At 57.8% G+C, this 22500-nt stretch carries 19 protein-coding genes and 1 pseudogene; 7 read left to right on the forward strand and 13 right to left on the reverse strand.

The window, feature by feature from the left end:
* Positions 1-121: 121 nt before the first annotated feature.
* The 7 genes from A9973_RS09870 to A9973_RS09900 all read right to left on the reverse strand — a co-directional run bounded on the left by A9973_RS09870 (position 122) and on the right by A9973_RS09900 (position 8869).
* Positions 122-1209 (reverse strand): IS3 family transposase gene (locus tag A9973_RS09870; RefSeq protein WP_183013576.1). Its coding sequence is split into 2 segments (ribosomal slippage): positions 122-957 and positions 957-1209, totalling 1089 coding nucleotides; the frame shifts between segments, so codons are not numbered across the junction.
* Positions 1210-2001: 792 nt separating this feature from the next.
* The gene (locus A9973_RS09875; RefSeq protein WP_183013577.1) at positions 2002-2703 is read right to left on the reverse strand and encodes a RelA/SpoT domain-containing protein; all 702 of its coding nucleotides are present in this window, start codon (positions 2701-2703) and stop codon (positions 2002-2004) included.
* A 3-nt stretch (positions 2704-2706) separates the two neighbouring features.
* On the reverse strand, positions 2707-3813 hold the full coding sequence (locus tag A9973_RS09880; RefSeq protein WP_183013578.1) for a ParA family protein: 1107 nt from the start codon (positions 3811-3813) through the stop codon (positions 2707-2709).
* A gap of 541 nt (positions 3814-4354) precedes the next feature.
* Positions 4355-5251, reverse strand: a complete 897-nt coding sequence (locus A9973_RS09885) for a hypothetical protein (protein WP_183013579.1) — start codon at positions 5249-5251, stop codon at positions 4355-4357.
* Positions 5252-6757, reverse strand: coding sequence for an AAA family ATPase (locus tag A9973_RS09890; RefSeq protein ID WP_183013580.1), 1506 nt, complete (start codon positions 6755-6757; stop codon positions 5252-5254).
* An 82-nt stretch (positions 6758-6839) separates the two neighbouring features.
* On the reverse strand, positions 6840-7673 hold the full coding sequence (locus tag A9973_RS09895) for an HNH endonuclease signature motif containing protein (RefSeq protein WP_183013581.1): 834 nt from the start codon (positions 7671-7673) through the stop codon (positions 6840-6842).
* A 110-nt stretch (positions 7674-7783) separates the two neighbouring features.
* On the reverse strand, positions 7784-8869 hold the full coding sequence (locus tag A9973_RS09900) for a type I restriction endonuclease (RefSeq protein ID WP_183013582.1): 1086 nt from the start codon (positions 8867-8869) through the stop codon (positions 7784-7786).
* A gap of 385 nt (positions 8870-9254) precedes the next feature.
* Between A9973_RS09900 and A9973_RS09905 the strand changes: the two genes are divergently transcribed.
* On the forward strand, positions 9255-9584 hold the full coding sequence (locus tag A9973_RS09905) for a YciI family protein (protein ID WP_183013583.1): 330 nt from the start codon (positions 9255-9257) through the stop codon (positions 9582-9584).
* A gap of 83 nt (positions 9585-9667) precedes the next feature.
* Here the strand turns inward: A9973_RS09905 and A9973_RS09910 are convergent, their stop codons facing one another.
* The gene (locus A9973_RS09910) at positions 9668-10468 is read right to left on the reverse strand and encodes a hypothetical protein (protein ID WP_183013584.1); all 801 of its coding nucleotides are present in this window, start codon (positions 10466-10468) and stop codon (positions 9668-9670) included.
* 158 nt (positions 10469-10626) lie between these two features.
* The gene (locus A9973_RS09915) at positions 10627-11598 is read right to left on the reverse strand and encodes a LysR family transcriptional regulator (protein ID WP_183013585.1); all 972 of its coding nucleotides are present in this window, start codon (positions 11596-11598) and stop codon (positions 10627-10629) included.
* 285 nt (positions 11599-11883) lie between these two features.
* On the opposite strand from A9973_RS09915, the gene A9973_RS09920 reads away from it, so the two are divergent.
* From A9973_RS09920 to A9973_RS09935, 4 genes are read left to right on the forward strand one after another with little or no spacing between them, the layout of a single operon-like run.
* Positions 11884-13212, forward strand: coding sequence for an MFS transporter (locus tag A9973_RS09920; RefSeq protein WP_183013586.1), 1329 nt, complete (start codon positions 11884-11886; stop codon positions 13210-13212).
* Complete coding sequence (locus A9973_RS09925) at positions 13209-13988, forward strand: SDR family NAD(P)-dependent oxidoreductase (protein ID WP_183013587.1); 780 nt, start codon at positions 13209-13211, stop codon at positions 13986-13988. Before A9973_RS09920 ends, A9973_RS09925 begins: the two co-directional genes overlap by 4 nt.
* 26 nt (positions 13989-14014) lie before the next feature.
* A complete protein-coding gene (gene ilvD / locus A9973_RS09930) occupies positions 14015-15757 on the forward strand; it encodes a dihydroxy-acid dehydratase (protein ID WP_183013588.1) in 1743 nt (580 codons plus the stop codon).
* Positions 15754-16647, forward strand: coding sequence for an NAD(P)-dependent oxidoreductase (locus A9973_RS09935; RefSeq protein WP_183013589.1), 894 nt, complete (start codon positions 15754-15756; stop codon positions 16645-16647). Before ilvD ends, A9973_RS09935 begins: the two co-directional genes overlap by 4 nt.
* Before the next feature lie 166 nt (positions 16648-16813).
* Here A9973_RS09935 and A9973_RS09940 read toward each other — a convergent pair whose 3' ends face one another.
* The 3 genes from A9973_RS09940 to A9973_RS09950 are packed head-to-tail and all read right to left on the reverse strand — an operon-like array spanning position 16814 to position 20573.
* The gene (locus A9973_RS09940; RefSeq protein WP_183013590.1) at positions 16814-17434 is read right to left on the reverse strand and encodes a hypothetical protein; all 621 of its coding nucleotides are present in this window, start codon (positions 17432-17434) and stop codon (positions 16814-16816) included.
* Positions 17435-17454: 20 nt separating this feature from the next.
* A complete protein-coding gene (locus tag A9973_RS09945) occupies positions 17455-18843 on the reverse strand; it encodes a TonB family protein (protein ID WP_183013591.1) in 1389 nt (462 codons plus the stop codon).
* A gap of 8 nt (positions 18844-18851) precedes the next feature.
* Positions 18852-20573, reverse strand: a complete 1722-nt coding sequence (locus A9973_RS09950) for an Hsp70 family protein (RefSeq protein ID WP_183013592.1) — start codon at positions 20571-20573, stop codon at positions 18852-18854.
* 260 nt (positions 20574-20833) lie between these two features.
* On the opposite strand from A9973_RS09950, the pseudogene A9973_RS09955 reads away from it, so the two are divergent.
* Positions 20834-21321, forward strand: a pseudogene (locus A9973_RS09955) (DUF899 family protein); the annotation flags it as partial.
* Positions 21322-21394: 73 nt separating this feature from the next.
* Here A9973_RS09955 and A9973_RS09960 read toward each other — a convergent pair.
* Positions 21395-21604 (reverse strand): hypothetical protein, encoded by a 210-nt coding sequence (locus A9973_RS09960; protein ID WP_183013593.1) that lies wholly within the window; start codon positions 21602-21604, stop codon positions 21395-21397.
* Positions 21605-21748: 144 nt separating this feature from the next.
* Here A9973_RS09960 and A9973_RS09965 point away from each other — a divergent pair, with 144 nt between their 5' ends.
* Complete coding sequence (locus A9973_RS09965; RefSeq protein ID WP_183013594.1) at positions 21749-22459, forward strand: hypothetical protein; 711 nt, start codon at positions 21749-21751, stop codon at positions 22457-22459.
* Positions 22460-22500 lie beyond the last annotated feature (41 nt).

Below are 22500 nucleotides of genomic sequence, written 5' to 3' on the forward strand. Positions count from 1 at the left end.
CGTTGGGCCACGCCCGATGATCCGGAGTTTGCTGTTGTGCGGGTTGATGATTTGCGGAAGATCGAGCGGGCTTGCTTGGGGGTAATCCCCCCGGTTTTAGCGATTGCCAGAAGTAGGAACGCTACGCGGCCATGGCCAACCGCTGTTTTGGGGTAAATCCGCCCAGTGCCATATTTGGGCGCTCGTGATTGTAGGACCACATCCACTGTGTGGCGACCCGCTGCACGTGATCCAGATCGTCCCAGTGATACTGGGATAGCCATTCGTAGCGTACGGTCCTGTTGAAACGTTCGACATAGGCATTCTGTTGTGGCTTGCCCGGCTGGATGTATTCGAGCTTTATGCCCCATGCATCGGCCCACGCAACGATCGCTGCACTCAGATATTCCGGACCGTTATCGCAACGAATGGCTGAGGGCTTTCCCCGCCAGCCGATGATCTGCTTGAGCGTGCGGATCACGCGCTCGGACGGCAGCGAGAAGTCCACCTCAATGCCCAATGCCTCGCGGTTGAAGTCATCGATCACGTTGAACACGCGGATGCTGCGTCCATCGGCAAGCTGGTCGTGCATGAAGTCCATCGACCATACCTGATTCACGTTGGTCGGCACGGTCAGCGGCTCCGGCGTCTGGCGAACCAGCCGTTTACGCGGCTTGATCCGCAGGTTCAGTTCGAGTTCGCGGTAGATCCGGTACACACGTTTATGGTTCCAGCCGAAGCCTCGAACATTGCGCAAATACAGGAAGCACAGACCAAAGCCCCAATTGCGGTGGTTGTCGGTCAGACGTAGCAGCCAGTTGGCGATATCCTCGTTCTCGGCATCCGTCTTGGCGATGTACCGATAGCAAGTCTGGCTCACCGCGAACGCCTCGCAGGCCATCCGGATCGATACGCCGCGATCTTGCACGGCACGTTGGGCCATCTCACGGCGGCGAGATGGCCTCACCACTTTTTTTCTAGCGCCTCCGTCACGATCTCGGCCTTGAGCTTCTCCTCGACGTACATCTTGCGCAGCCGCGCGTTCTCGGTCTCCAGCTCCTTCATGCGCGCCATCAGCGATACGTCCATGCCGCCGTACTTGGAACGCCACTTGTAGAACGTGGCCGAGCTGATGCCCAGCTCCCTGCACAGCTCGGGCACCGCAAGGCCGGCCTCCACGCGCTTGATGGCTTCAATGATCTGACTGTCCGTGAATCTCGACTTCTTCATGCGGTAGAACTCCTCAACGAGAAAATTCTACTTCTGACTACAACGCTTTTGCGGGGGGATTACCAAGCGGAGAAGCCGAACATCCTCCTGTGCACGATCAGATACTGGATTACTTAGCCAAGCGTAATAGCCAGCGCGCGCGACTCCAAGCACTCGGCACATAACTGAAATACTGTACTTGTCGCTGTGCGCTTCAATGAACTTATACGCTCGCCTTATTTTGCTTGGCGCCTTGTTCCCAGACATGGATCATCCCCGATCGATTTGGATACTACGCCTGTCCACTAAATCCTGGTAACTCCAGTCTGACACCGTAATTTCGAGGGGCGTGTGTTGGCAGCGGGGTGGTAGCGCTTCTTGAGCTCGCCCCCTACGACAAGGCCGCGCGCTCGGGCCCGAGGTATTCATCTGCTCACCGGCTTCCCTGGCACAGGATACGCGGTGGGCGGAGCCTCTCATGCTTGGCTTCCGCGGCATTCTGCCTGACGACGGGCGTCAGGGGTCCTGAGACGGTCTGATCCTCACGTCCAGCAACTATGCCGGCGCGTGCGAATTATGGGTTACGCCAGGAATTCATCATCCCACATTGCCCACGGCAAACCGGCATGGCGAAACGTGTGATCAAACATTAAAGAGCAATGCATACACCGACATCGCTTCGACACTTGCAATACGCAAGACGGCGATCGGCAACTATGGCCTCTTAACCAAAGCCGAATTACGATTACAAGAAATACCAAGTCACAAAGAAACAGATACGAGCAAATGTCGGTGCGAAAATTTGCAAAAAAATCACCCTTTTTTATGAATTTTGAAAATAGAATCTGCAAGCCTAGACCCCGTTGAAACCAGCTTCGACAGAACCCGCAGCTGCTCAATATTTGCAAAACTCTCCGTTTTATCAGGATAATTTATTGAGTGATCGATTTCGCCCCACGCCTCTTCAAATAGCGTTCTCACTTGAATTTCACAACAAACACCATCTCTCTCCTGGTTAGCCGGCGCGATCAAATAATGCACGCTTGTATAGTAAGATTCCTTAACAGATGTCGCAACCCTAAAACTCTTAAAATAAGCAACCGACTCAGGATCCCAAGTGTATGCGATGGGCTTTTCCAACAACCTCCAGTGCTTTCTCTTAACTTTACTTTGAATAAATTTATTTATTTCAGAAAACTGATCCTGATAAAGATGCAAAACACGAATACCTGCAAAATCGGTGATCTCATCAAATAAATTACCGGGATTTATTTCCCTACCTATCGCTCTCTTTCGTTTTACCTTACTTAAAAAATGATGATCATCCTTGATTCGACTACGGACGGAGTGCACAACGGAAGGCACTCCAGTATTCAGCTCTTTAGCAGATAAAAAATCGCTTTGGACGGAATTCAAAAATAACTCAAAAACTCTTCTATTTTTTCGGTAAAGCTCTAACAAATCTTGATCGTCATCCAGCGCCCCATTTTCGCCAAAGAATACAGCGTGGCTCATGACTCACCCAATAGAGTTTATACGAGAGATCAATGACTGCGAAAATACAGCATATTTTTCCCTAGTGGCATAAATATCTGGTTTTTGCCCATTAATCGTATTTTGGTGGTCTTTATCAATCCCGGAAACATTAGGAATTTCCCACATAGGCACACGATAATGCTGCGCCAATGTCGGAAAAGTATTATGGCCATGCATAATAGATTCCCCACCGATCGGCTCAGCCAGAAGCTCATCTGATATATCTACGCGAAGATCCTCCCCAATGTAATTATGAATTACATTGGGAATCTCCAATGCATACTTTAAATGAGCCTGAGCAAGATTCCATTTCATGCTAGCTTTAGTATATTTTCTAGCATTATAAATCGTATAACCCAAAAAGCTAACGAACTTTTTTGGAAACAGTTTTCTTTTTTCACTAGAGATAAGTTTATATATTATCTCAAATTCCTCATGCCACTTTCTAAGCGAATTTCCAATATTTCTAATGCCATAAAGAGAGAACATATCGGGGGCGGCCGGAACAAAAAAACCATCCACCGTAGAAATGATCGTCTTATTCAATGCCCCAAGGCTAGGAGACGTATCTATGATTACGTAGTCGTAGCGAAAATTCTTGGAATACTCCTCAGCAATCCCACGCATTCGTGTAATTGTTCTAATTGCAAGAGCGTCCCCTCGATAAGCATCACTCCAGCGCGTCGATATTTTCTCTTCATATTCATGAATAGATAATCTACCGGGAACAATATGGAGATTTTTATTAATCTTATATGGGGGAGGAAGTTTCTCAAACTCCCCCGCCCCGTCTATGGTTGGCTGAAGAAGAAAATGTAATGACCTCGGCTGGCTCAACAGCGCGGCCATATCTTTTTGAGTTCTATTTTTTCTAAACTCTTCGATTCCCAGCTCGACACAATCATTCTCCCTTTCCCAGATTTGATGGATCTTATTAACAGGGATTGAATAAATAGTTAAATTGCACTGAGGATCAGCATCCAGCAGCAGAACCTTATGCCCAAGCTGAGCTAAAGAATGCGCCAAATGATAGGTCAAGGTAGTTTTCCCGACCCCCCCCTTATTATTAAAAACTGACAATATCTTCATGATCGATCTAAATCAATGTTAGCGAAAATTAGTGGAGAACATGTTAGGATAGATATACTGCCTCATTCCCACTCAATCATCAACGGGCCTCGCAAGCCCACGTAGTTGAAGGAGTTGGCAAAGCTCGACATAGAGCTTTACCGTCGCTTCCACCGTCAGAAGCGCACATCTTTTGCTGGCGCGGGAGGTGGAGCGATTTTCGCGGCGACAACTCTAGCAAACTCATTGTCAATCAAGACGCAGCATACAGCACAAAGAGCATGCTTAGCCGACAGCAAGCACCCCCACCTACGACTTCTCCGCGAGGTCTCGAAGCCTCTTGCTCGCCGTCTCCACCTTTACCTGCGCTCGCCCCTCTTTGCTTACCCGGATAGTAGAAAAGGTATCATGATCTGCTGTCGAAATCCTGGAAAGAATTAAATGTTAGTGTTTTAGGGCGATTTTCCCAGCGAGAACGGGAGGTTCAAAATATAGGTGTCAGACTACAATTTCTCAAATTTCCCATTGCTAAATTGCACTCTGCCACGTTATTTACGACTATCTAAGCGCCAAGCGGAGCGGGAACATCGAAGCCGTTGGGATCGGGTGCACCCTCGAATTGGATCTTCTCATTCACGTAGCCCAAAAAATCGACGCAGTGAGCCACGCCGTGCCAAAGTCGGCTATCCCAGGCATTGATACCCAGACATTCCTGCGCTTCCGCGTAACGCCGAAGCAGCACACTATTAAGTGAAGCAGCGGGCACTCCATTAGGAAAGTACTGTCTAAGCTCGCCGATTAAACCGCTTAACATGCTGGAGGCCTCTGCCGCAAAGCGATCGATTAAACCGAGCCCCTCGAGGTGCCGTTGTGCGACTTCACCTGCGACCTGCAGTGCGCCAATCCCTGCGCAGTAGTACTTGATCCCGAGCGCACCCTCCGCGACTGTCACTAGGCAGTGAAGAAGGGCAGTGTCTGCATCCACGGAAAAATACGGGTGACAATAGAGCAGATGTGCATCGTGAAAATGCTTGGATTTGCGATGATTGCATCCGAAGCAGATGTACAGCAGGTTCGAGTGGTAGACCGCATACTCGGGAAATGCTTCCTTTGGCAAATAGTGATCCCATGTCCGAGGATCGTTGAGCATGCAGTATGCGCACCGCTGAAGGTTGACCTCCGATTGGACTTTGAGCGCACACAGAATGTTGTCCTTGTGCGTCGAAAGCGGAATGGTTCCTACGCCATAGCATGACTCGAGCGCGGCGCTTTCCTCTTTTTCCCATGGTTGCTTTGCAGGGGGCACCATCGCGTCTATCGCGTTGTCGTATCCATCGCACAGATCGAAAACTCTGTCTCGCAAGTTGGTTAGGGTCGTCCTTGTCGCCTTGTGCTTTGACTTGATGATAGTCGGTAGATACTCACGGACATCCAGATCGGCAGCCTTCTGATTCCGCATTCAAATGTCCTTCGCAGCGCGCAATGACTCGAGATACATGTCCGCGTTCAGGCTAAGTTTTCCGCCAAACCGCTTGCGTATGGCATCTGCGTCACCACCATCGTCTTCAAACATTCGCTCGAGCACTGCTCGATAATCCCTATCCGTATCGGGTGACGCGAACACAAATCGTGTTATCTCCGACACACTCTCTCCGAAAGTCTGAAAAGTCGGCTTAACTACCATCGGCGTCATCCGATCACGGCGGATGACATGCACACACTCCCTCGGCAACTGTTGAATGACGAGCGGAGAGTGTGTGGCAACGATCGAGAATGAGTCTTGATTTTCAAGCACATCATTGAGCGCCTGGACAAGCCCCGTAAGCAACTGCGGATGGAGGTGAAGCTCTGGCTCGTCAAAGAGGATCAACGTGCGCGGTTCGATCCGGGAGATGATATGAATGATGCAGTTGACTGCAAGTCGCTGACCAGCGCTTAAACGCTGGTACATTTTTTCATTGTTCTCCGGCTCTTCGACAAACGAGTCGAGATCATCAATCCGAACCAAATTCTGTAGGACTCGTTTCAATAGATCGCGCTTCTCTGGTGTCATGTCTCGGGCCAAAACACCTCTAATCTCCTTTAGCAGGTCATCTTTGTTTTTTAGCCGCCCCTGAGGATGCTGCAGCCCGCAATAGCTGTACTGAAACGCTTCACCCTGCAGTTGCGTGGGCCGCTCGAACTCGTCGAACGCGCTAAACGAAACGGCCACGACCGAGTAAATGGATGGCACAGGCGAGATGGAATCATCCGACTGCAGAGCCGACCGCTTCTCCTTAATCGCCTGCTTCGAAAACCGACTCAGCAGGATGGCCAAACGCGCCATGACTTGTGTTTTTCCAACACCGTTTAACCCAACGATCGAATGCATCCGCCGCGGAACTCCATCGAGGGATTCGAAGTCAAACGCAAACTCGTGGGCTGCGCTGGCGCCTTCGAGCTTGATTGCTGCCGAAAAGCTGCTAATCAGTGTGGAGCCCCCACCAAAACGGGCGCCGGCCGTGTCCAGCAAAATGCGGGCTTCCGAGTCACGTAGCAATGAGATCTTGAAGCACTCATCGGACTGCAAATGCTTACGTACAGCCGGTAGATACGAACAATCGCGCAGAGTACTCAATAGCACCCGCGCTAAGTCGATATCCACTTTCATTAGCTTGTCGTAGTAATCGGTACCGGACCCTAGCGAGCCAACATCCCGCAACAACCGCGCCGGAATCTTGTCCCCGCTGCCCAATTTCTCAAACGGCCTGTTGTCTATGCCCTCTGCTTGGTTCGACTTCATGATCTTGACGGCGCCAAGATTCTCGACACAGCCCGCTCCAGACCCAGGAGCAAGCCGCAGCTGTGCCTTAAACAATGTGAAATATAAGTAATCGTTCCAGTTGTCTCGCTCAAGCACGACGCACGGATAAGCCTTGTCTGGAAGAGTGACCAAAGCGCGTCTGTCGCGAATGAAAACGTCCATGAATAGTGGCCCAAGTTGAGGTCGTCGATTCTGAGTAGGCTTGCTTACTGCTCTACCCTACGGAAAATTTTTGTCACTCATATTAATTTTTAATCTGACACCTTTTTTTGACTTGGATTGTATTCGTGCCGATCCAATAGAAATCGGACTTGACCACTACACCACTCAAACCAGGGTATTCTTCGGCCACCTGACTTGCGAACTCCACACGGCCACCTTTGCCAAACCACAAGAGCTCATTGTCGTAAAGCGCGTGCAGGTCTCTCCGCAAAAGAACTCCATCAGTGCGCGCATTGTGTCCGTTTTTCCAACTTCGCCCCTTCATGTGCGCAGCCTCCAGAACCTCAGGAATCGAACATTGGCTGACAACGCAGCGACCACGGCAAGCCTTGAAGACTCGCTCACGAAACAGTCGTTGTTCCGGTCTAACCTGCGCCCGAGCAAAGCGCTCTAGCCGACTAGTTAAGCCTTCGTCGGCCCCGACATCCCACCAGGATTCCGTTCTGAAGGACTTAGAGTGCGCCGCTATCCGAGTGGGGGCCAGTGTTGCCCCTAACTCAGCCCACACACGGCCGTCTAGTTTATGAACGAGTCGTTTCACCTCATGGACGACATCTTCTTCGTAATCCTCGATAACTCGAGGATGAGCATTCAGGTCTTTAGCTTTAGCCACAACGACATAGCCAGCGACACCCCCGCGCTCCAGTTCTGCAAGTTGGCGAACGCGCTCACTCAAGCCATTGGAGCCTTCCCACTTTCCCAAAACCTGGACAAAGCGTCCATCGGCGCTTTTTCCATCGGCCCAAACACGCAACAGCATGGCCTTGCCGTGCTGTGCCCCCCAAGACCATCGGACCGCGCGCAACGGGAAACCAACCTCTTGAAAGAACTTACTAATAGCGGTTTTCTTCGGCATGACGGATCGATATATTCTCAATAAAGGTGTCAGACTACAAATCCGTGGGTTAATTTCTGATCTGACACCCTTCTATGTAGATAGACGAGACAAGCCGACCAGCACCCGCATCAAGCTGTCACATCTATCCCATAGAAACTTACAGTTTTTCTAAGCGCATCAGAGAGATTGTATATTTCATCAATAGACGAGATGGGATGCCGAGTTTCATTTTTGTTCTCGTCAAATATTCCTACATATTTCTGCGAACGATTAAAGTGAAGACGGCAAATGGGCTTTCTATTATTGTCATCCAGAAGTATGCCCATATAGCTTTGCGTGTCTCGCTGAACGACTCGTTTGACATCGACCACGGCTCGGACAATTGCTTTGACCACGTGGTAGCCCTCGATTTCCTCAAGAGTCGTGGTGATCGAGTCGTCTGACTTATCTCCAACCTCTTCAGCTTCAGGCGTATCTGCCACTACCGAGGCGACTGCATTACTATTCATGGCCGACTTGAGCCGCTCGTTGATCTGGTCATTCAAAAATTGACCTAGAGCACGTTTCGTCAACGACGAGAATTGGTCTCGAACTCGTTGTGTGATCACGCCTTCATAGACTCGCGAAGCGAACAGCTTGACGAAATCTTCTTCAGGGGCAACGAATTGATTGGCGACAATTTTCTTGATCTGACTCAGATACTTAAGCTCGCCAGCCGCATTGATGACCGATTCCAGATCAAACGCACCTTTGGTGAGCTTCTTCAGTTCGGGGACGATGTAGTCGTCGATATCGAGTAGATCAAGCTCCAGAAACGGCTTCTGGTCCATCTTGTTGGGGGCATCGAGATCGGTGTAGAACTGATAAACCTGCCCATTCGTCAAAATGGATACCCTCGCGGTCGTGACGTGAAAGTAGCGGAACAGCTGAGAGGCGTGGTTTATGTTCAGCGGATCACCGAACTTCTTGCACTCGATCAAGATCTGGATTTGTGAATTCTGAAGAATCGCGTAATCGACCTTCTCACCTTTCTTGGTGCCAACGTCAGCAATGAACTCGGGAGTCACCTCATTGGGATCGAAGACGTCGTATCCCAGTATGTTGTGAATGAACGGCATCACAAACGCATTCTTCGTCGCCTCTTCGGTCTTGATGCCAGGGCCTTGCTGACGAATTTTTTCGGAAAGGCCTCTGAGTTTTTCCATCAACTCCATGCTCTGCTCCAATATGCGTACGAGCCATCGCTCGTGTTGGTTCACAATCTCGAGAAAGTATCTAAGCGCCTAGGTAAAAGTGATCGCGAACAGACCAGTTCGTGACAAATATCTACAGATATTACCCGAACTTTACTTGAGAGGCAGAGTGAGGACGGGGCGCTGGAGCAACGCCAAAAATAGACCAACCAGCTAAAGCAGTGTCTTGTGCCACCAACACCGCTCAAGCTCTAGTACGGCTAGCATGTCTCCGAGACCTTGGGATCCATCACTAGGTGAGAAATCATGTTCGGGCTAGTGCCTAAGCCCAGCCCATGCTTTACCATTTCCCGCATATTGGTTTTGCAGGCTGCCCGGAACCTCATCCACGTTAAGGAGACGATCCATGCCAAAGTTTGTGACCATCGGATATGGCGGCCATGAGGGTTACGATCGCACCCCGCAGGCCATCCGAAACGCAGCGCATGCGCACGACGCAAAATTGCAGAACGACGGTGCACTGATGGGCATTGCAGGCAAGCCAGTGCAAGTGCGCAATCACGAGGCCGCTCGGGTCGAAACAAAAAACGGCCCATTCATGAAATCCGCCTTACCAGTAGCCGGCTTCGCCATCATCGAAGCCGCCGACATCGCCGAAGCTATAGCGATGGTGTCGAAAACGCCCTGCGCCGTCGCGCACGGCGTCGTCGAGGTATGGCCGCTGGAACAGCCGTAGCGGCACCTCTCATTTGCACACTAGGTTTATGCCTTGCAAGAACAAGGCAATGGCAGCCCAGCTGCCTATCCCCTACCCTGCATTCACAAATGCCGATGGCTGCAAACCATCGCCAACCCCGTCAGCCCCTCGATCAGCCTGGCCAGCCCCCTGGCGCTGCCGTCATCCAGCCATTCTGTCCGCACCATGCGAAACCCCATCGCCAAGCTGTATTGCCAATCCAGCTCCAGTATCCGGTAATCGCAGCCATTCTCCGCGCAATGCCACTGCGCCGCCGGATCCTCGTAAGCCGCCCCAATGAAATCAACATGCGAGTCGAACGGCGGCATGGATTCCAGCAGTTCGTCTGAACCCGGCAAGCTGGGCTCGGAGAGATTTTCCCCTACCGCCACGTGCGGCTCAGGGCCGTCGTAGGCCAGGAGCATCAACGGAAAATTCCTGGAATCCGCGTCATAGGAGGCTTGGGTGTCGGGGGTGAGATAGGGTCTTGCCGCGGGCCCCAGGCAGTATTGCGGGCTGTTCCAATCGCTGCTCTCATTATCCGCATACAGCTCCCCGGGCGTGATGCCGTGGCTGGCCAGCAGCTCCAGGGTCTCGGCCATGGTGTCGTTATGGCGGATGGGAATATCCGCAGGCAGATATCCTGCCCGCACGTACATCGCGATCACGTCGCCTGTTGCGCGCAACGGTTCCTGATGCTGGTAGGAGCCATCGTTCAAGGTGGCCAGACCGAAGCTCAGGTTCAGCAAGGCGCGGTACGGGATATTGTCGCCGCGCGGTTCGAGTACGTATCCGCCTTCCAGCAGCTTAGTTTCCAGCACCCGCCAGTCGGGCGGCGGCAAATGCAGGTCACGGGGGCACAGGAACTGGTAGTGTTCGGACAATAATGGGACTCGTTCTGTTGAAATGTCTTAGGTCGGCCAAGGCGGCGGCGGGCCGTCTTGCCATCCGCGGTAGCCATAATCGAAACATCCAGGGTATACGGAGATAGTCCGATCCACTTAGAACGAATCGAGCCTTGGCCAAGCAAGGCAATCAGCCGCTACGCCCCAGCAGCATCGATCAATTCCACAGACGACTCCCGCAAGCACTCAGCAAACAACTCCGTGGTGGACGTCGTCGTGTCTTCACGCCAATACAGAATGGCCTCGCCCAATGGCCCCAGCGGTGGCAGCGGCAGCATCCGCATCGTTCCGCGCTGCACGTAGCGGCGCGCGAGCGACAGCGGCAGGATGGAGACATATCCTCCGTCGCGCAGCAAGGACAGGTTCAGCGCCAAGGAACTGGACTCAATGGTCGGACGCAACAGGGTCACGCCATGTTCGGCCAGAATTTCGACCATGGTCGCAAAAGCGGGCGAACCCTGCATCGGCGTGATCCAGCGCACGTCCTGCAGGTCGTCCCAGGCCACGGGGGTGTCGGGACCGCCCAATGGGTGGCGCGTGCCCACCACGAATACGAACGGCTCGTGATGCAGTGACTCGTGGCGCATTACCGGCAGATACCCGGTCACGCGGTTGCGGCCCAGGGCCAGGTCGAGGTTGCCTTCGTCCATCATCTTGAGCAGGCGGTCGAGCGTGGCTTCGACGAACGAGAACGAGGCGTTCGGCGCGCGCCGCGTGAACAGTTCGACGGCATGCGCGATCAAGGGTTGGGGAATCGTCACGACGGCGCCGAATCTGACGTGGCCCGCCGTGCCAGAGGCCAGCGCCTTGACGTCGCGCCGCGCCAGTTCGATCTGGCGCAGGATCTCGCGCCCGCGTTCGACCAGCACGCGGCCTATGCGCGTCAATTCGATGGCGTTGCCTACGCGGCGCACGACCGGCGTGGCCAGCGCCTCCTCGATCTCCGCGATCTGCTTGGAGATGGCAGGCTGCGTGACGTGGAACGCGGCGGCCACCCGCGTCACCTGACGCAGCTCGCCCAGCGCCACCAGGATGCGCAGATGCCCAAGCTTCAGGCCGCTGCGGAAAAAACGTTCTATCGAATTGTCGGACGGCGTGCTGGTGGACATGTCGGGAATGGGAAGACAGGGGTATCGGTCGCCATAGCGCCACGGCGCAAGTCGCCAATCATAACCAAATGGTAATGCCAGATGCGGAAAGTGTGATTTGCCGCCGAGCAAGAGCAACCCGTACCCTTCGAACGGACAGCACTGTAGCGCGGGCTTTTCATGAAGCATCGATGAATAGCTGGGAACGAAGAGCGATCCCAGACCGATGCCACACGCATAACCGAACTCGCAGGCTGCCAAATAACTCGATGTGCCCCATGGCACACACCCACGGAGACAACACTCATGAGCACGTCCCTTTCCGGCGGCGCGCAGCCGTACGCTGGCGCGCAGGCCGCGCAGAATCCTGCGCAGCTCGACGCGCTGTACCGCAAGCTGGCCTGGCGCATCATGCCGTTCCTGTTCCTGTCGTTCATCGTCGCGTACATCGACCGCGTGAACGTAAGCTTTGCCAAGCTGCAAATGCTGGCCGACCTCTCGATGTCGGAAACGGTCTACGGCTTGGGCGCCGGCATTTTCTTTCTGGGCTACTTCATCTTCGAAGTGCCCAGCAATCTGATCCTGCATCGCGTGGGCGCGCGCATCTGGATCGCGCGCATCATGGTCACGTGGTCGATCATTTCGAGCCTGACGATGTTCGCGCAGGGACCGCTGTCTTTCTATTTACTGCGTTTCCTGCTGGGGGTGGCTGAAGCCGGCTTCTTCCCGGGCATCGTGCTGTATCTGTCCACCTGGTTCCCGTCGAGCCGCCGCTCGCAGATCATTGCCCTGTTCATGGTGGCCATTCCGGTGTCGGGCGCCATCGGCGGCCCGCTGTCCGGCTGGATCATGGAACGGTTCGGCGGCCTGCATGACCTGGCCGGCTGGCAGTGGCTGTTCCTGATAGAAGGTATCGGGTCGCTGCTGGTCGGGATTGCCGCCTTCTTCATGCTGCAGGACCGGATCGAGACGGTGAAGTGGCTCAGCGCGGACGAGAAGCGCCTGCTGGCGCAGGATCTTGCCGCCGACGACAGCACCCGCGCCCGCCATAGCGTGCGGCAGGTGTTCGGCGACCGCAAAGTGTGGCTGCTCGGCCTGCTCTACTTCTGCATCGCCATGGGCAACTACGGGCTCGTGTTCTGGCTACCGACGATGATACGAGCGGCCGGCGTGGCCAACCTGGGCAATATCGGCCTGCTGTCGGCGGTGCCGTCGCTGGTCAGCGCGGTCGCGATGATACTCATCGCGCGCCATGCGGACCGTACCAACGAACGCCGCATCCACGTTGCCGTGTGCTGTGTGCTGGGCGCCGTCGGCATGCTGGTATCGGTGCTGCTTGCCCAGCACCTGTGGTGGTCGATGGCCGCCCTCATCGTCGCCGCCATCGGCATCAATTCGATCGCGCCGGTCTTCTGGGGCATCCCCACGGCGATGATGAGCGGCGCTGGCGCCGCAGCGGCCATCGCGCTGATCAATTCGGTCGGCAACCTGGCCGGCTTTGTCAGCCCGTATGTCATCGGCTTTCTCAAGGACACCACGGGGCAGCTGCTGCCCGGCATGATCCTGCTGGCCTGCGCGCTGGTCGGCGGGGCCTTCATCGCGCTGTCGCTGCGCACGAAGCGAGGTCAGGCATGAGCGTGCCCGTCTGTCTGATAACCGGCGCCGCCAGCGGCATCGGCGCCGCCACGGCCCTGCGTTTCGCGCGTGAAGGCTGGGCCGTGGCCATCAACAATTTCGACCACGGCACCCGCGCAGCGGCCGAGGCGGTGGCCGCGCAGTGCGTCGACGCGGGCGCCCAGACCCTGGTCGTGGATGCCGACGTGGGCGACGACGCCGCCTGCCGCAGCATGGTCGATGCCGTCGCGGCACGATGGGGACGTCTGGACGCGGTCGTGAACAGCGCGGGCACGACAAGCGTGATTCCGCACGGGAACCTCGAAGCGATCGACGCCAACGAGTTCGAGCGCGTCTACCGCGTGAACCTCATTGGCATGTTCCAGATGACGCGCGCCGCGGCTCCCTTGTTGCGCGAGCGCCCGGCAGGCGCAGCGTCGGGCTGCGTCATCAATATCTCTTCGCTCGCATCTCTCAATGGCACGGGATCGTCCATCGCCTATGCGGCCTCGAAGGGCGCGGTCAATTCGCTGACGCTGTCGCTCGCGCGCAGTCTCGCCCCGCACGTCCGCGTGAATGCCATTGCCCCGGGCATGGTCGACGACGGCCTGCTGCGGCGCGTGCTCGGCGACGAGGCCTACGCGCGCGTGGTCGACGGCATGCGCGAGAACGCGCCGCTCAAGCGGGTGTCGCAGCCGTCGGAAGTCGCGGAACTGGCCTGGTTCATCGCCGCCCGTGCGCCGGCGATGACCGGTCAGGTGCTGGCCATCGAAAACGGCTTGCTGCTCAACACTTGAGTCGCCCCATACAAGGAACTCTATCCATGAAAGATCTGCACAAACACCGCTCCCGCACCGTCACCGAGGGCGTGACGCGCGCGCCGCACCGTGCGTTCCTGCGTGCCACGGGCCTGGACGACGAGGCCATCGACAAGCCGTTCGTCGCCATCGTCGACACCTTCGGCGAGAACACGCCCTGTTCCATGTCGCTGAACCAGATCTCGGACAACGTGCGTCTCGGCATCGCAGCGGGCGGCGGCGTGCCGATACGCGGCTCGGCGATCTCGGTCTCCGACGGCACGTCGATGAATCACTCGGGCATGCGGTTCTCGCTGGTGTCGCGCGAGACCATCGCCGACAGCGTCGAGTTGTTCGTGCGCGCCCACTGCTACGACGCGCTGGTCGGCGTGGCCGGTTGCGACAAGACCCTGCCCGGCATCCTGATGGGCATGGTGCGCGTGAACGTCCCCGGCGTGTTCCTGTTCGGCGGCGCGATGCTGCCGGGCGTGGCCCCGGACGGCTCGCAGGCCACGATCCTGACGGCCATCGAGGCCGTGGGCGCGGCGCAGCGCGGCGATATGTCGGCCGAAACATTGCGCGGCATAGAAAAGCGTTGCACGCCGACCGCCGGCTCCTGCCCGGGGCAATTCACGGCCAACACCATGGCGATGGTCGCTGAAGTGTTGGGACTGGCCCCTCTGGGCTCGGCGATGGTGCCGGCCGTCTACAGCGAACGCATCGCGATTGCCCGCCGCGCCGGTGAAAACGTCATGCGCGCGCTGCGCAACGGCGGACCGCTGCCGCGCGACCTGGTAACCCGTAAGAGCCTGGAAAACGCCTGCGCGGCCGTCGCCGCCACCGGGGGGTCGACCAATGCCATGCTGCACATCCCGGCCATCGCCCACGAGGCAGGCATCCCCTTCACGCTCGATGACGTCTCGGAAGTCCTGGCGCGCACGCCGCTCATCGGCGACATGCAGCCGGGCGGGCGCTATCTGGCCGTGGACCTGCATCATGTCGGCGGCGTGCCGGCGGTGCTCAACGCCCTGCTCGCGGGCGGGCATATACACGGCGACACGCTCACGCAAAGCGGCGAAGCGCTGGAAACGGCGCTGCGCGCCTTCCCCGGCCCGGACGGCCGCGTGGTCAAGCCGCATGACGAACCGCTCTCGCCCAACGCGGGGCTGGTGGTCCTGCGTGGCAATCTGGCCCCGGACGGCGCCGCGCTGAAGACCGCCGGCCTCAAGCAGCTGGTGTTCTCGGGCACGGCTCGGGTGTTCGAGACGGAAGAGGACTGCATGGCGGTGGTCGCGGCCGGCACCTATCGGGAAGGCGACGTGCTCGTGATACGCAACGAAGGGCCCAAGGGCGGCCCGGGCATGCGTGAAATGCTGAGCGTAACCGCCGCGATCTACGGGCAAGGCATGGGTGAAAAGGTCGCGTTGCTGACCGATGGCCGGTTCTCGGGCGCCACGCGCGGCATGTGCATCGGCTATGTGGGCCCCGAAGCGGCGGCGGGCGGCCCGATACGCCTGCTGCGCGACGGCGACCGCATCCACATCGATGCGGTCAAGGGAAGCCTGGACGTCGAACTCTCCGACGAGGAACTTGCGGAGCGGGCGAAGGTCAGCCAGCCATTCGTGCGCGGCAGGCTGGGCGGCGTGCTTGAGAAGTATGAAGCGCTGGTGCGTCCAGCCAAGCTGGGCGCAGTGACCCACTCCGGGGCTGTGACGTGGCCTTATGAAGCTTCCCTTGGGGAAACCTCAGCCCAAGGGGGTCAAAAATGACGAAGACGCCGCGCATCGGCTTTTGCGGCATCGGCCGCATGGGTGACCCCATGACCCGGCGGCTGCTGGCCGCGGGACACGAGGTCGCCGCCTGGAACCGCTCCAGCGCGAAGCTCGGCTCGCTTGCCACTGCTGGGGCCGTGGCAAAGGCCACGCCTCAGGCGCTAGGCGAGAGCGTGGACATCGCCATGCTTTGCCTGGGCGACGGCAAAGCCGTGGAGGACGTGGTGTTCGGCGAGCACGGGCTGGCGCAAGCCGCCACACCGCCCGCATGCCTCATCGACCACTCGACCTTGTCGCCCGCGCTCACGCGCGCCCTGGCCCGGCGCTGGACGGCGGCAACCGGCGGCGTGTGGATCGATGCGCCTGTCTCGGGCGGCACGGACGGCGCGGCGAACGGAAAGCTGGCCATCATGGCGGGCGGACCAGCGAACGCGATCGAAGCCGTGACGCCCTTGCTGCGCGCATACGCCTCGCGCGTCACGCGCATGGGCGAGGTCGGCGCGGGCCAGACCACCAAGCTCGCCAATCAAGCCATCGTTGCGACCACGCTCGCCGGCCTGGCCGAAGCCTTCGTGCTGGCCAAGCGCAGCGGCATCGACACCGCAGCCCTGCCGTCGGCCCTGCAAGGCGGCTGGGCCGACTCCGTGCTGCTGCAAACTTTGTGGCCGCGCATGGTGACCCCGCCCGAGCATGCCACCGGCACGGTGCGCGTATTACTCAAGGATCTTGACGCGATTGCCGAACTGGCCGAAGCGAGCGCCACCGTCCAACGCGTGCTGCCGGAAGTGCGCCGCCTGCTGCAGGATGCCGTGCGGCGCGGCATGGGGGACTGGGATCTATCCCAGGTCTTCCGGATCGGCGAGGCGGAGAGTCAGGCCAGCGCGTAACGGACGGCGTGTAGTGGTCAAGTTTTAGTGGACACCGTGATAGGTGGTTTTGGCGCTCGCAGCGTTTTTTGCGCTCCTGGCGTTCACTGCGAAATTGCAGTCTGACAGCGAATTTCCATCCACCCCCTACACCAAGCGCAGGCTGACGCATTGAACCGTTCAATGCTCACTTGCGTTCGGTTTTATTTTCCAAAGCCGCTCGTTGCGCATCATCTATGGGCTGACACCAAGGGCCATCATTATCGGCAAATGGTTGTCGAAATTGGCGCGACGTGATTTCCGTTGTCACGGCTTTCTTGGCCTCGTCCAAGACGCGCATCCCGCAGCTATCCCCGTCTTCAGACTCCACTCCGACAAGCGTGTATTGCCCCTGCCTTGGGATAAGCGTCAATGCGCCGGTACACAACTTGAATCCCATCAGGCTTGGATTCATGAATTTGTACAACACGGAGAACGTCTTGTCGCGCTCGGCAACGAATGTCACTTCAGAACCTGGCGCCATGATCCCCGCGTACTTTCCGTCGGAAAACACGCCATAGCGAACGCCGTAGCAAGCTTCCCCATCGACGAACGCCAAGGGCCACAACTGCTTTTTTCCCGCATTCACAAGTGTGATGGTGGATGTGGTCTCGGGCGTTCCGGTATAAGTCGCCCAAGGCTTGGCCGAGGTACAACCCGCCAAGATAACCAGAGCAAAAATTGGGGCGATCTTCACGCTTAATCTTTTCATTATTTTTAACTCGACGTTGCTAAAACCAATACAGAGGCTCGCGATCTTGCATAGCATCGCGATTTCCAGACCTCGCGCTACTTGCGCGTCAGCTTGAAGGTGAAGGGAACCTGCACCCTGGTTACGATGTCCGGCAAAGCGCCCTCCACTCTTGCCAACCGGCCCGCGGCCAGTGCGGCGTCATCCAGGTATGAGCTACCCGACGGGTTGCCCACGCTTGCAACCACCAGCCCGCTTGGGAAAATCTGCAAACTGATCACCGTCGTCCCTTCCTGCTTCATCAGCTCTGCAAAGAATGGGTATACGGGAGGCGGAACGATCAAGCGGCGCTGAAAATTCCCGCCGCCCGGCGCGGTGGGGTCCTCAATACGGTAAACCTGCTCCCCTGACGGCCGGGTTGCTTCTGGCGTCAGCGTGAACGATTGCTCGTTCAGTGTGGACAAGGGTCGCGTGGGGGTATACCGCGACGCTGGCACATTCGCCTTCCCGTCAGACGGGGTTTTTCCCCGGTCAAGGTAGGCGCCGAGCAGCACGATGGCTACCAGCACGACCCACCACCATTTGCGCACCGCCGCGCGTATGGCCGCGAGCACCAGGGCGTAACGCGGCACGCGCATGGCGGCGTCCAGATAGGCCTCGCGGCGGCCAGGCGGCAACTGAAGCGACAGCCATAGCGGCACCTGGTTGTGCATACGATGAAGCGCAGCCAGGTTGCGCCGGGCCTTGCGCCAGGACGGCTTGGCCACACGCTGCATGCGGCGGATGACTCGCTCGTGTTCCTTGCGGTAGTCGCGATGATGCCCGCGCCAAATGGCGCGCTCGTCTTCCACTTGCTGGACCAGTGGCACAACGGTGTTGCGGCCGGGCAATCTCGATTCGTGCTGGCCCCAGCCGTAGCGCGCGCTGGCCTCGCGAAAGAGCGGCATGCGGCCATCCGGTCGTTCCGTCAGTGCCTTCAATAGCGCCGACGACATTTCATATGCAGCATCCAAATGGAGAAGCGCCGGGTCCGCATCGATCTGGGTCCAGACAGAGGCTAACTGCTGATCGTCGGCCTGCATCAGCGCCTGCACCCATTGGCTGATGGCGCGAGCGCGCTGGCGGGCTAGACGCCGTCCGTTCTCGCCGCTGGCCTGGCGCACCTGCACGTTCATCTGCGGCTGCTGCGGACGGAAATCAGCCGCTGCTCGCGCGGGCGCCGGCGTATCGGCGGGCGGCTCGGGGGAGTCGGGAGTCTGGGCCGGTTCCAACGCCGTGACGGGCTCCGATGCAGGCGCCACGTCCACAACACTGGGCAGCGCATCTTGAGCGTGGCGGGCCCAGTCCAATGCGCGCTCATACGCGGCGCGCAGGCTTTCGAACGCCGCCTGTTGCGTCTGCTGATCGATCTGCTTGAGCGCGGCGGCGTAGGCGCGCCGGATCACCTTTGAATCGCGGGTAGGCGCAATGCCAAGAACATCGAACATGGGCAGTCTCAGCTCAGGTCCAGTTGGGGCAGGAACGCCTTGGCGCGTTCAAAGTAGTTAATTGCTTCACGCAGCCGGGCGCGAGCCTGGGCGGTGACGCGCGCATCCTGCCTGGCCAGCGCCGTTTCGAATTCTCCGATCTCGGCGCCCATCGCGGCACGGTCACGGTCTCGCAGGAAGGTGTACACGCGCTCTGCCTCGGCCAGCAGCGTGCGGTTCTCAAGCAGGTCGCGCGGGTGGATCTTCAGTTCCGCCAAGGCCTCGAAGCATGCGGCGATCTGGTCGTCGCTTAACGATTCCTCGTTGCCTCGAATGATCAGGCGATGGGTCTCTTGCGTCAGTTGGCGCGTGGCCTCCACCTCAAGAATGCCGTTGACGTCATAGGTGAAGCGGACATCCACCGCGCCGTCTTCGCGCGAGCCGCCCTCCAATGGAATATGGAGATCACCGAGTTTGATGTTGTCGCGCACCAGCCGGGCCTCTCCTTGATAGACCTGGATCACCAGTTTTGGCTGACGGTCATGGGTAGGGGAATACGTCGCCATGCGGCTGGCCGGGATGACGGTATTGCGTTCAATGATGGGCGAAAAATATCCTTCTGCAAGCTCGCCGCCAGGCAGCGCCCGCACGATCTCCACGCCCAGCGAATAGGGGCAGACATCCGTCATCACGACTTCGCGCAAGTCTTCGTCGCGGGCTTTCAACCCCGCCATCACGGCCGCCCCCAGCGCAACGACCTCGTCCGGGTTGTGCGCCACCGATGGGAAACGGCCGAACATGCGCGTGACCAGCGTGCGGATCATGGGCGCGCGCGTGGCGCCGCCGGCCAATACCACTTCGTCGATGTCGTGTGCCCGCACGCCGGCATCGCGCAAGGTGCGCTCCAGCGGAATGCGCAAGCGCGCCAGCAAGGGTTCCATCAGTTGTTGAAGATGGCTGTCGGACAGTTCCTGCGCATAAAGTTTGCCGCGCCATTCCACGGCAAGTTCCGCCGTTGGCGCATCGCTCAAGCGACGCTTGACGGCCTCGGCACGCGCGGTCAGGTGCTCCATGAACTGGGCGTCGTCTCGCGCCTTGCTCGGAATGCCGGACGCGTCCAAGAACCAGCGCGCAATCTCTTGCGTGAAGTCCTCGCCGCCCAGGAAGTTGTCGCCTGCGGTGGAACGCACCTCCATGACGCCCTCGAACATGTCCAGCAACGACACATCAAAGGTGCCGCCGCCTAAGTCGAACACCAGGAACTGGGATTCGCTGTTGCGCTGGTGCAGGCCATAGGCCAGCGCCGCCGCTGTCGGTTCGTTGATCAAGCGTTCAACATGAAGACCGGCAAGTTGCGCGGCGGTCCGGGTGGCTTTGCGTTGGCCGTCTGAAAAATAGGCGGGCACCGAAATCACTGCCTCGGTGACCGGTTCGCCCAGCAGCGCTTCGGCATCTTCCTTCAGCGCACGCAGGATCAACGACGACAATTCTTCGGGCCGAAAGCGCTGCTTGCCCAGCCTGAATTCCTTGTTGCTGCCCATATAACGCTTGAACAAGGAGGCCGACCTGCCGGGATGCGTCTGTAGCCGTTGGCGAGCGGCCTCGCCTACCAGCACTGTCCCGTCCTCGTCCAGGCTGACGCACGACGGGGTAAGACTGCTGCCAAGCGAATTGGGAATAAGCCTTGGTGCGCCGTCGTTCCAATAGGCAATAAGGCTGTTGGTTGTGCCGAGGTCGATACCGACGATCATTTTTATACGTTTCTTAAAATCTGGAATCTTTCCGTCACGCGGGAATATACCCGGCTTGATTCAGGGTGCCAAGCCGATGAAATGACGCCAGATTTGTTACTCCCCCAAGCGTGCCCCGGTGCAAAACTGAATTCACCACCCCATCCTGGAGGTTCAACGCCATGACCACGCCCACGCACCCCGCCAATCAATCCAGCCCCAACGCCATGTGCACGCCCCTCGTCGTTTCCCACGACGAATAGGAATCCGCTCGCCAGCAACTGCTACTGAAAGAGAAAGCCCACACCCGCGCCCGCGACGCCTTGGCCGCCGAGCGCCGCCGCATGCCGTGGACGGGCGTGGACAAGGACTACGTCTTTGAAGGTCCGAATGGGCGGCTTACGCTGCGCGACCTTTTCGACAAGCGCCGCCAGTTGATCGTCTATCGCGACTTTTTCGAACCGGGCGTTTACGGCTGGCCGGAGCACGCGTGCCGGGGGTGTTCCATGGTGGCCGACCAGGTCGCGCATCTGGCCTACTTGAACGCCCGCGACACCCGCTGGTATTTGCCTCGCGCGCGTCGCAAACCGACATCACCCGCATGAAAGCGTGCATGGATTGGAAGATGCCGTGGTTTACGCTCACCGAGAGTTTCGATGCGGACTTTGGCGTGGACGAATGGCACGGAACGAACGTGTTCTTTCGCGATGGAGACCGCGTATTCCGTACGTACTTTCTGAATAATCGTGGGGATGAGCAGATGGGCGGAAAGCGCTTTGCGAAAACCTGACTGCCTTGTGCCGAAATGCAGTCTGGCACCCTATTCAGGCCCTGCCCGGACATCAATTGCTTCGACGCAACTGGTCCGTCGACTGCTTGTTCAAGCGCTTCGCTTCCGCTTCCGCGTAGTCTTCCTCGCCTTGCTCGTACTGCCCCTCATACATGCAGCTGCTGCGGACCAATCCGCACTCGCCGACGATTGAGGAACACCCCGAACTCAGCGCAGCAAGAAACAGCACCACTCCGTAACGGCCCAACGTTTGCATCGACATATCGCTCCTTGATGATCGGGTAGTGTACGGGTGAGGATGCAGCCTGCGGCCGCGCGACTCGGTAAAAAATGGTGTCAGACTGAGGGTCGGGGTTAGCGGAACCGTGATCTGGCATCATCGTTCCTTTCGACAGATAGATTTTCCATGGCCAAGCTTTTAAGCCTTCTCGACAGCATCGAAGCCATCGCTGCCTGTCACGACGATAGGGATGTATGGGACCGCTATTCATGGGTCTACACGACCGATGGCGTTCCGCTCGTTGACGCGCAGATCTATTTGTCTTCCAGCGAAGACGAGACGGAACTCGTGCTCAATGAAGAAGGCGAGGAACATCCCGCATTTGCCGTCGAGCATGGGCTAATCAATTACCTCGAGGCCGCCACCTTCGCAGACGTGCTGAGCGTGCAGAAGCGGCAACAGCCGCCTTCACAGCTTGAAGATTATGCGGTTGCGCTTGAGCACTATGCTGAGCAGGATGCATTTTTGGACCGCGGGGAGTTTTATAGCGGTGGTGACGAACCGAAGTCATTGCCTGGACTTTCCCGTGATCTTTACGCCGAGTACGATCTACAACTGATGACGAGCCCTGCGGACCGCATCGCTGCTGCGGCTCGTGCGACGGCTGAACTGCTCCAGATTGGCGTCGGCGACGCACTCGCCCGTTGCCGGCGGCTGCCATTGGTGCTTGGGGAACGCATCGATGCACGGGAGCGGGATCGCATCGAAGCGCGATTCGCCAGCATTTCCTTGCCGTTGCAGAGAACGACGCACGTATCGTTTGTTTGGCAAATGGGCCGCCAGGTCCCCGCTATTCAACTGGAGCAGGTTCCAGCCGAATGCAGAATTGCAGTCTGACACCATATTTATTTCAGCCGAATGCAGAATTGCAGTCTGAC

It is taken from the genome of Achromobacter sp. UMC46, assembly GCF_014170335.1.
Classification (GTDB): domain Bacteria; phylum Pseudomonadota; class Gammaproteobacteria; order Burkholderiales; family Burkholderiaceae_B; genus Achromobacter.

What these genes read in the sequence shown, in the direction of transcription:
- A9973_RS09935 (WP_183013589.1), top strand. Translation starts at nt 15,754, where the DNA reads ATGACGAAGACGCCGCGCATCGGCTTTTGCGGCATCGGCCGCATGGGT.
- A9973_RS09885 (WP_183013579.1), bottom strand. Translation starts at nt 5,251, where the DNA reads ATGCGGAATCAGAAGGCTGCCGATCTGGATGTCCGTGAGTATCTACCG.
- A9973_RS09900 (WP_183013582.1), bottom strand. Translation starts at nt 8,869, where the DNA reads ATGGAGTTGATGGAAAAACTCAGAGGCCTTTCCGAAAAAATTCGTCAG.
- A9973_RS09945 (WP_183013591.1), bottom strand. Translation starts at nt 18,843, where the DNA reads ATGTTCGATGTTCTTGGCATTGCGCCTACCCGCGATTCAAAGGTGATC.
- ilvD (WP_183013588.1), top strand. Translation starts at nt 14,015, where the DNA reads ATGAAAGATCTGCACAAACACCGCTCCCGCACCGTCACCGAGGGCGTG.
- A9973_RS09880 (WP_183013578.1), bottom strand. Translation starts at nt 3,813, where the DNA reads ATGAAGATATTGTCAGTTTTTAATAATAAGGGGGGGGTCGGGAAAACT.
- A9973_RS09965 (WP_183013594.1), top strand. Translation starts at nt 21,749, where the DNA reads ATGGCCAAGCTTTTAAGCCTTCTCGACAGCATCGAAGCCATCGCTGCC.
- A9973_RS09890 (WP_183013580.1), bottom strand. Translation starts at nt 6,757, where the DNA reads ATGGACGTTTTCATTCGCGACAGACGCGCTTTGGTCACTCTTCCAGAC.
- A9973_RS09905 (WP_183013583.1), top strand. Translation starts at nt 9,255, where the DNA reads ATGCCAAAGTTTGTGACCATCGGATATGGCGGCCATGAGGGTTACGAT.
- A9973_RS09915 (WP_183013585.1), bottom strand. Translation starts at nt 11,598, where the DNA reads ATGTCCACCAGCACGCCGTCCGACAATTCGATAGAACGTTTTTTCCGC.
- A9973_RS09940 (WP_183013590.1), bottom strand. Translation starts at nt 17,434, where the DNA reads ATGCTATGCAAGATCGCGAGCCTCTGTATTGGTTTTAGCAACGTCGAG.
- A9973_RS09895 (WP_183013581.1), bottom strand. Translation starts at nt 7,673, where the DNA reads ATGCCGAAGAAAACCGCTATTAGTAAGTTCTTTCAAGAGGTTGGTTTC.
- A9973_RS09925 (WP_183013587.1), top strand. Translation starts at nt 13,209, where the DNA reads ATGAGCGTGCCCGTCTGTCTGATAACCGGCGCCGCCAGCGGCATCGGC.
- A9973_RS09960 (WP_183013593.1), bottom strand. Translation starts at nt 21,604, where the DNA reads ATGTCGATGCAAACGTTGGGCCGTTACGGAGTGGTGCTGTTTCTTGCT.
- A9973_RS09920 (WP_183013586.1), top strand. Translation starts at nt 11,884, where the DNA reads ATGAGCACGTCCCTTTCCGGCGGCGCGCAGCCGTACGCTGGCGCGCAG.
- A9973_RS09950 (WP_183013592.1), bottom strand. Translation starts at nt 20,573, where the DNA reads ATGATCGTCGGTATCGACCTCGGCACAACCAACAGCCTTATTGCCTAT.
- A9973_RS09875 (WP_183013577.1), bottom strand. Translation starts at nt 2,703, where the DNA reads ATGAGCCACGCTGTATTCTTTGGCGAAAATGGGGCGCTGGATGACGAT.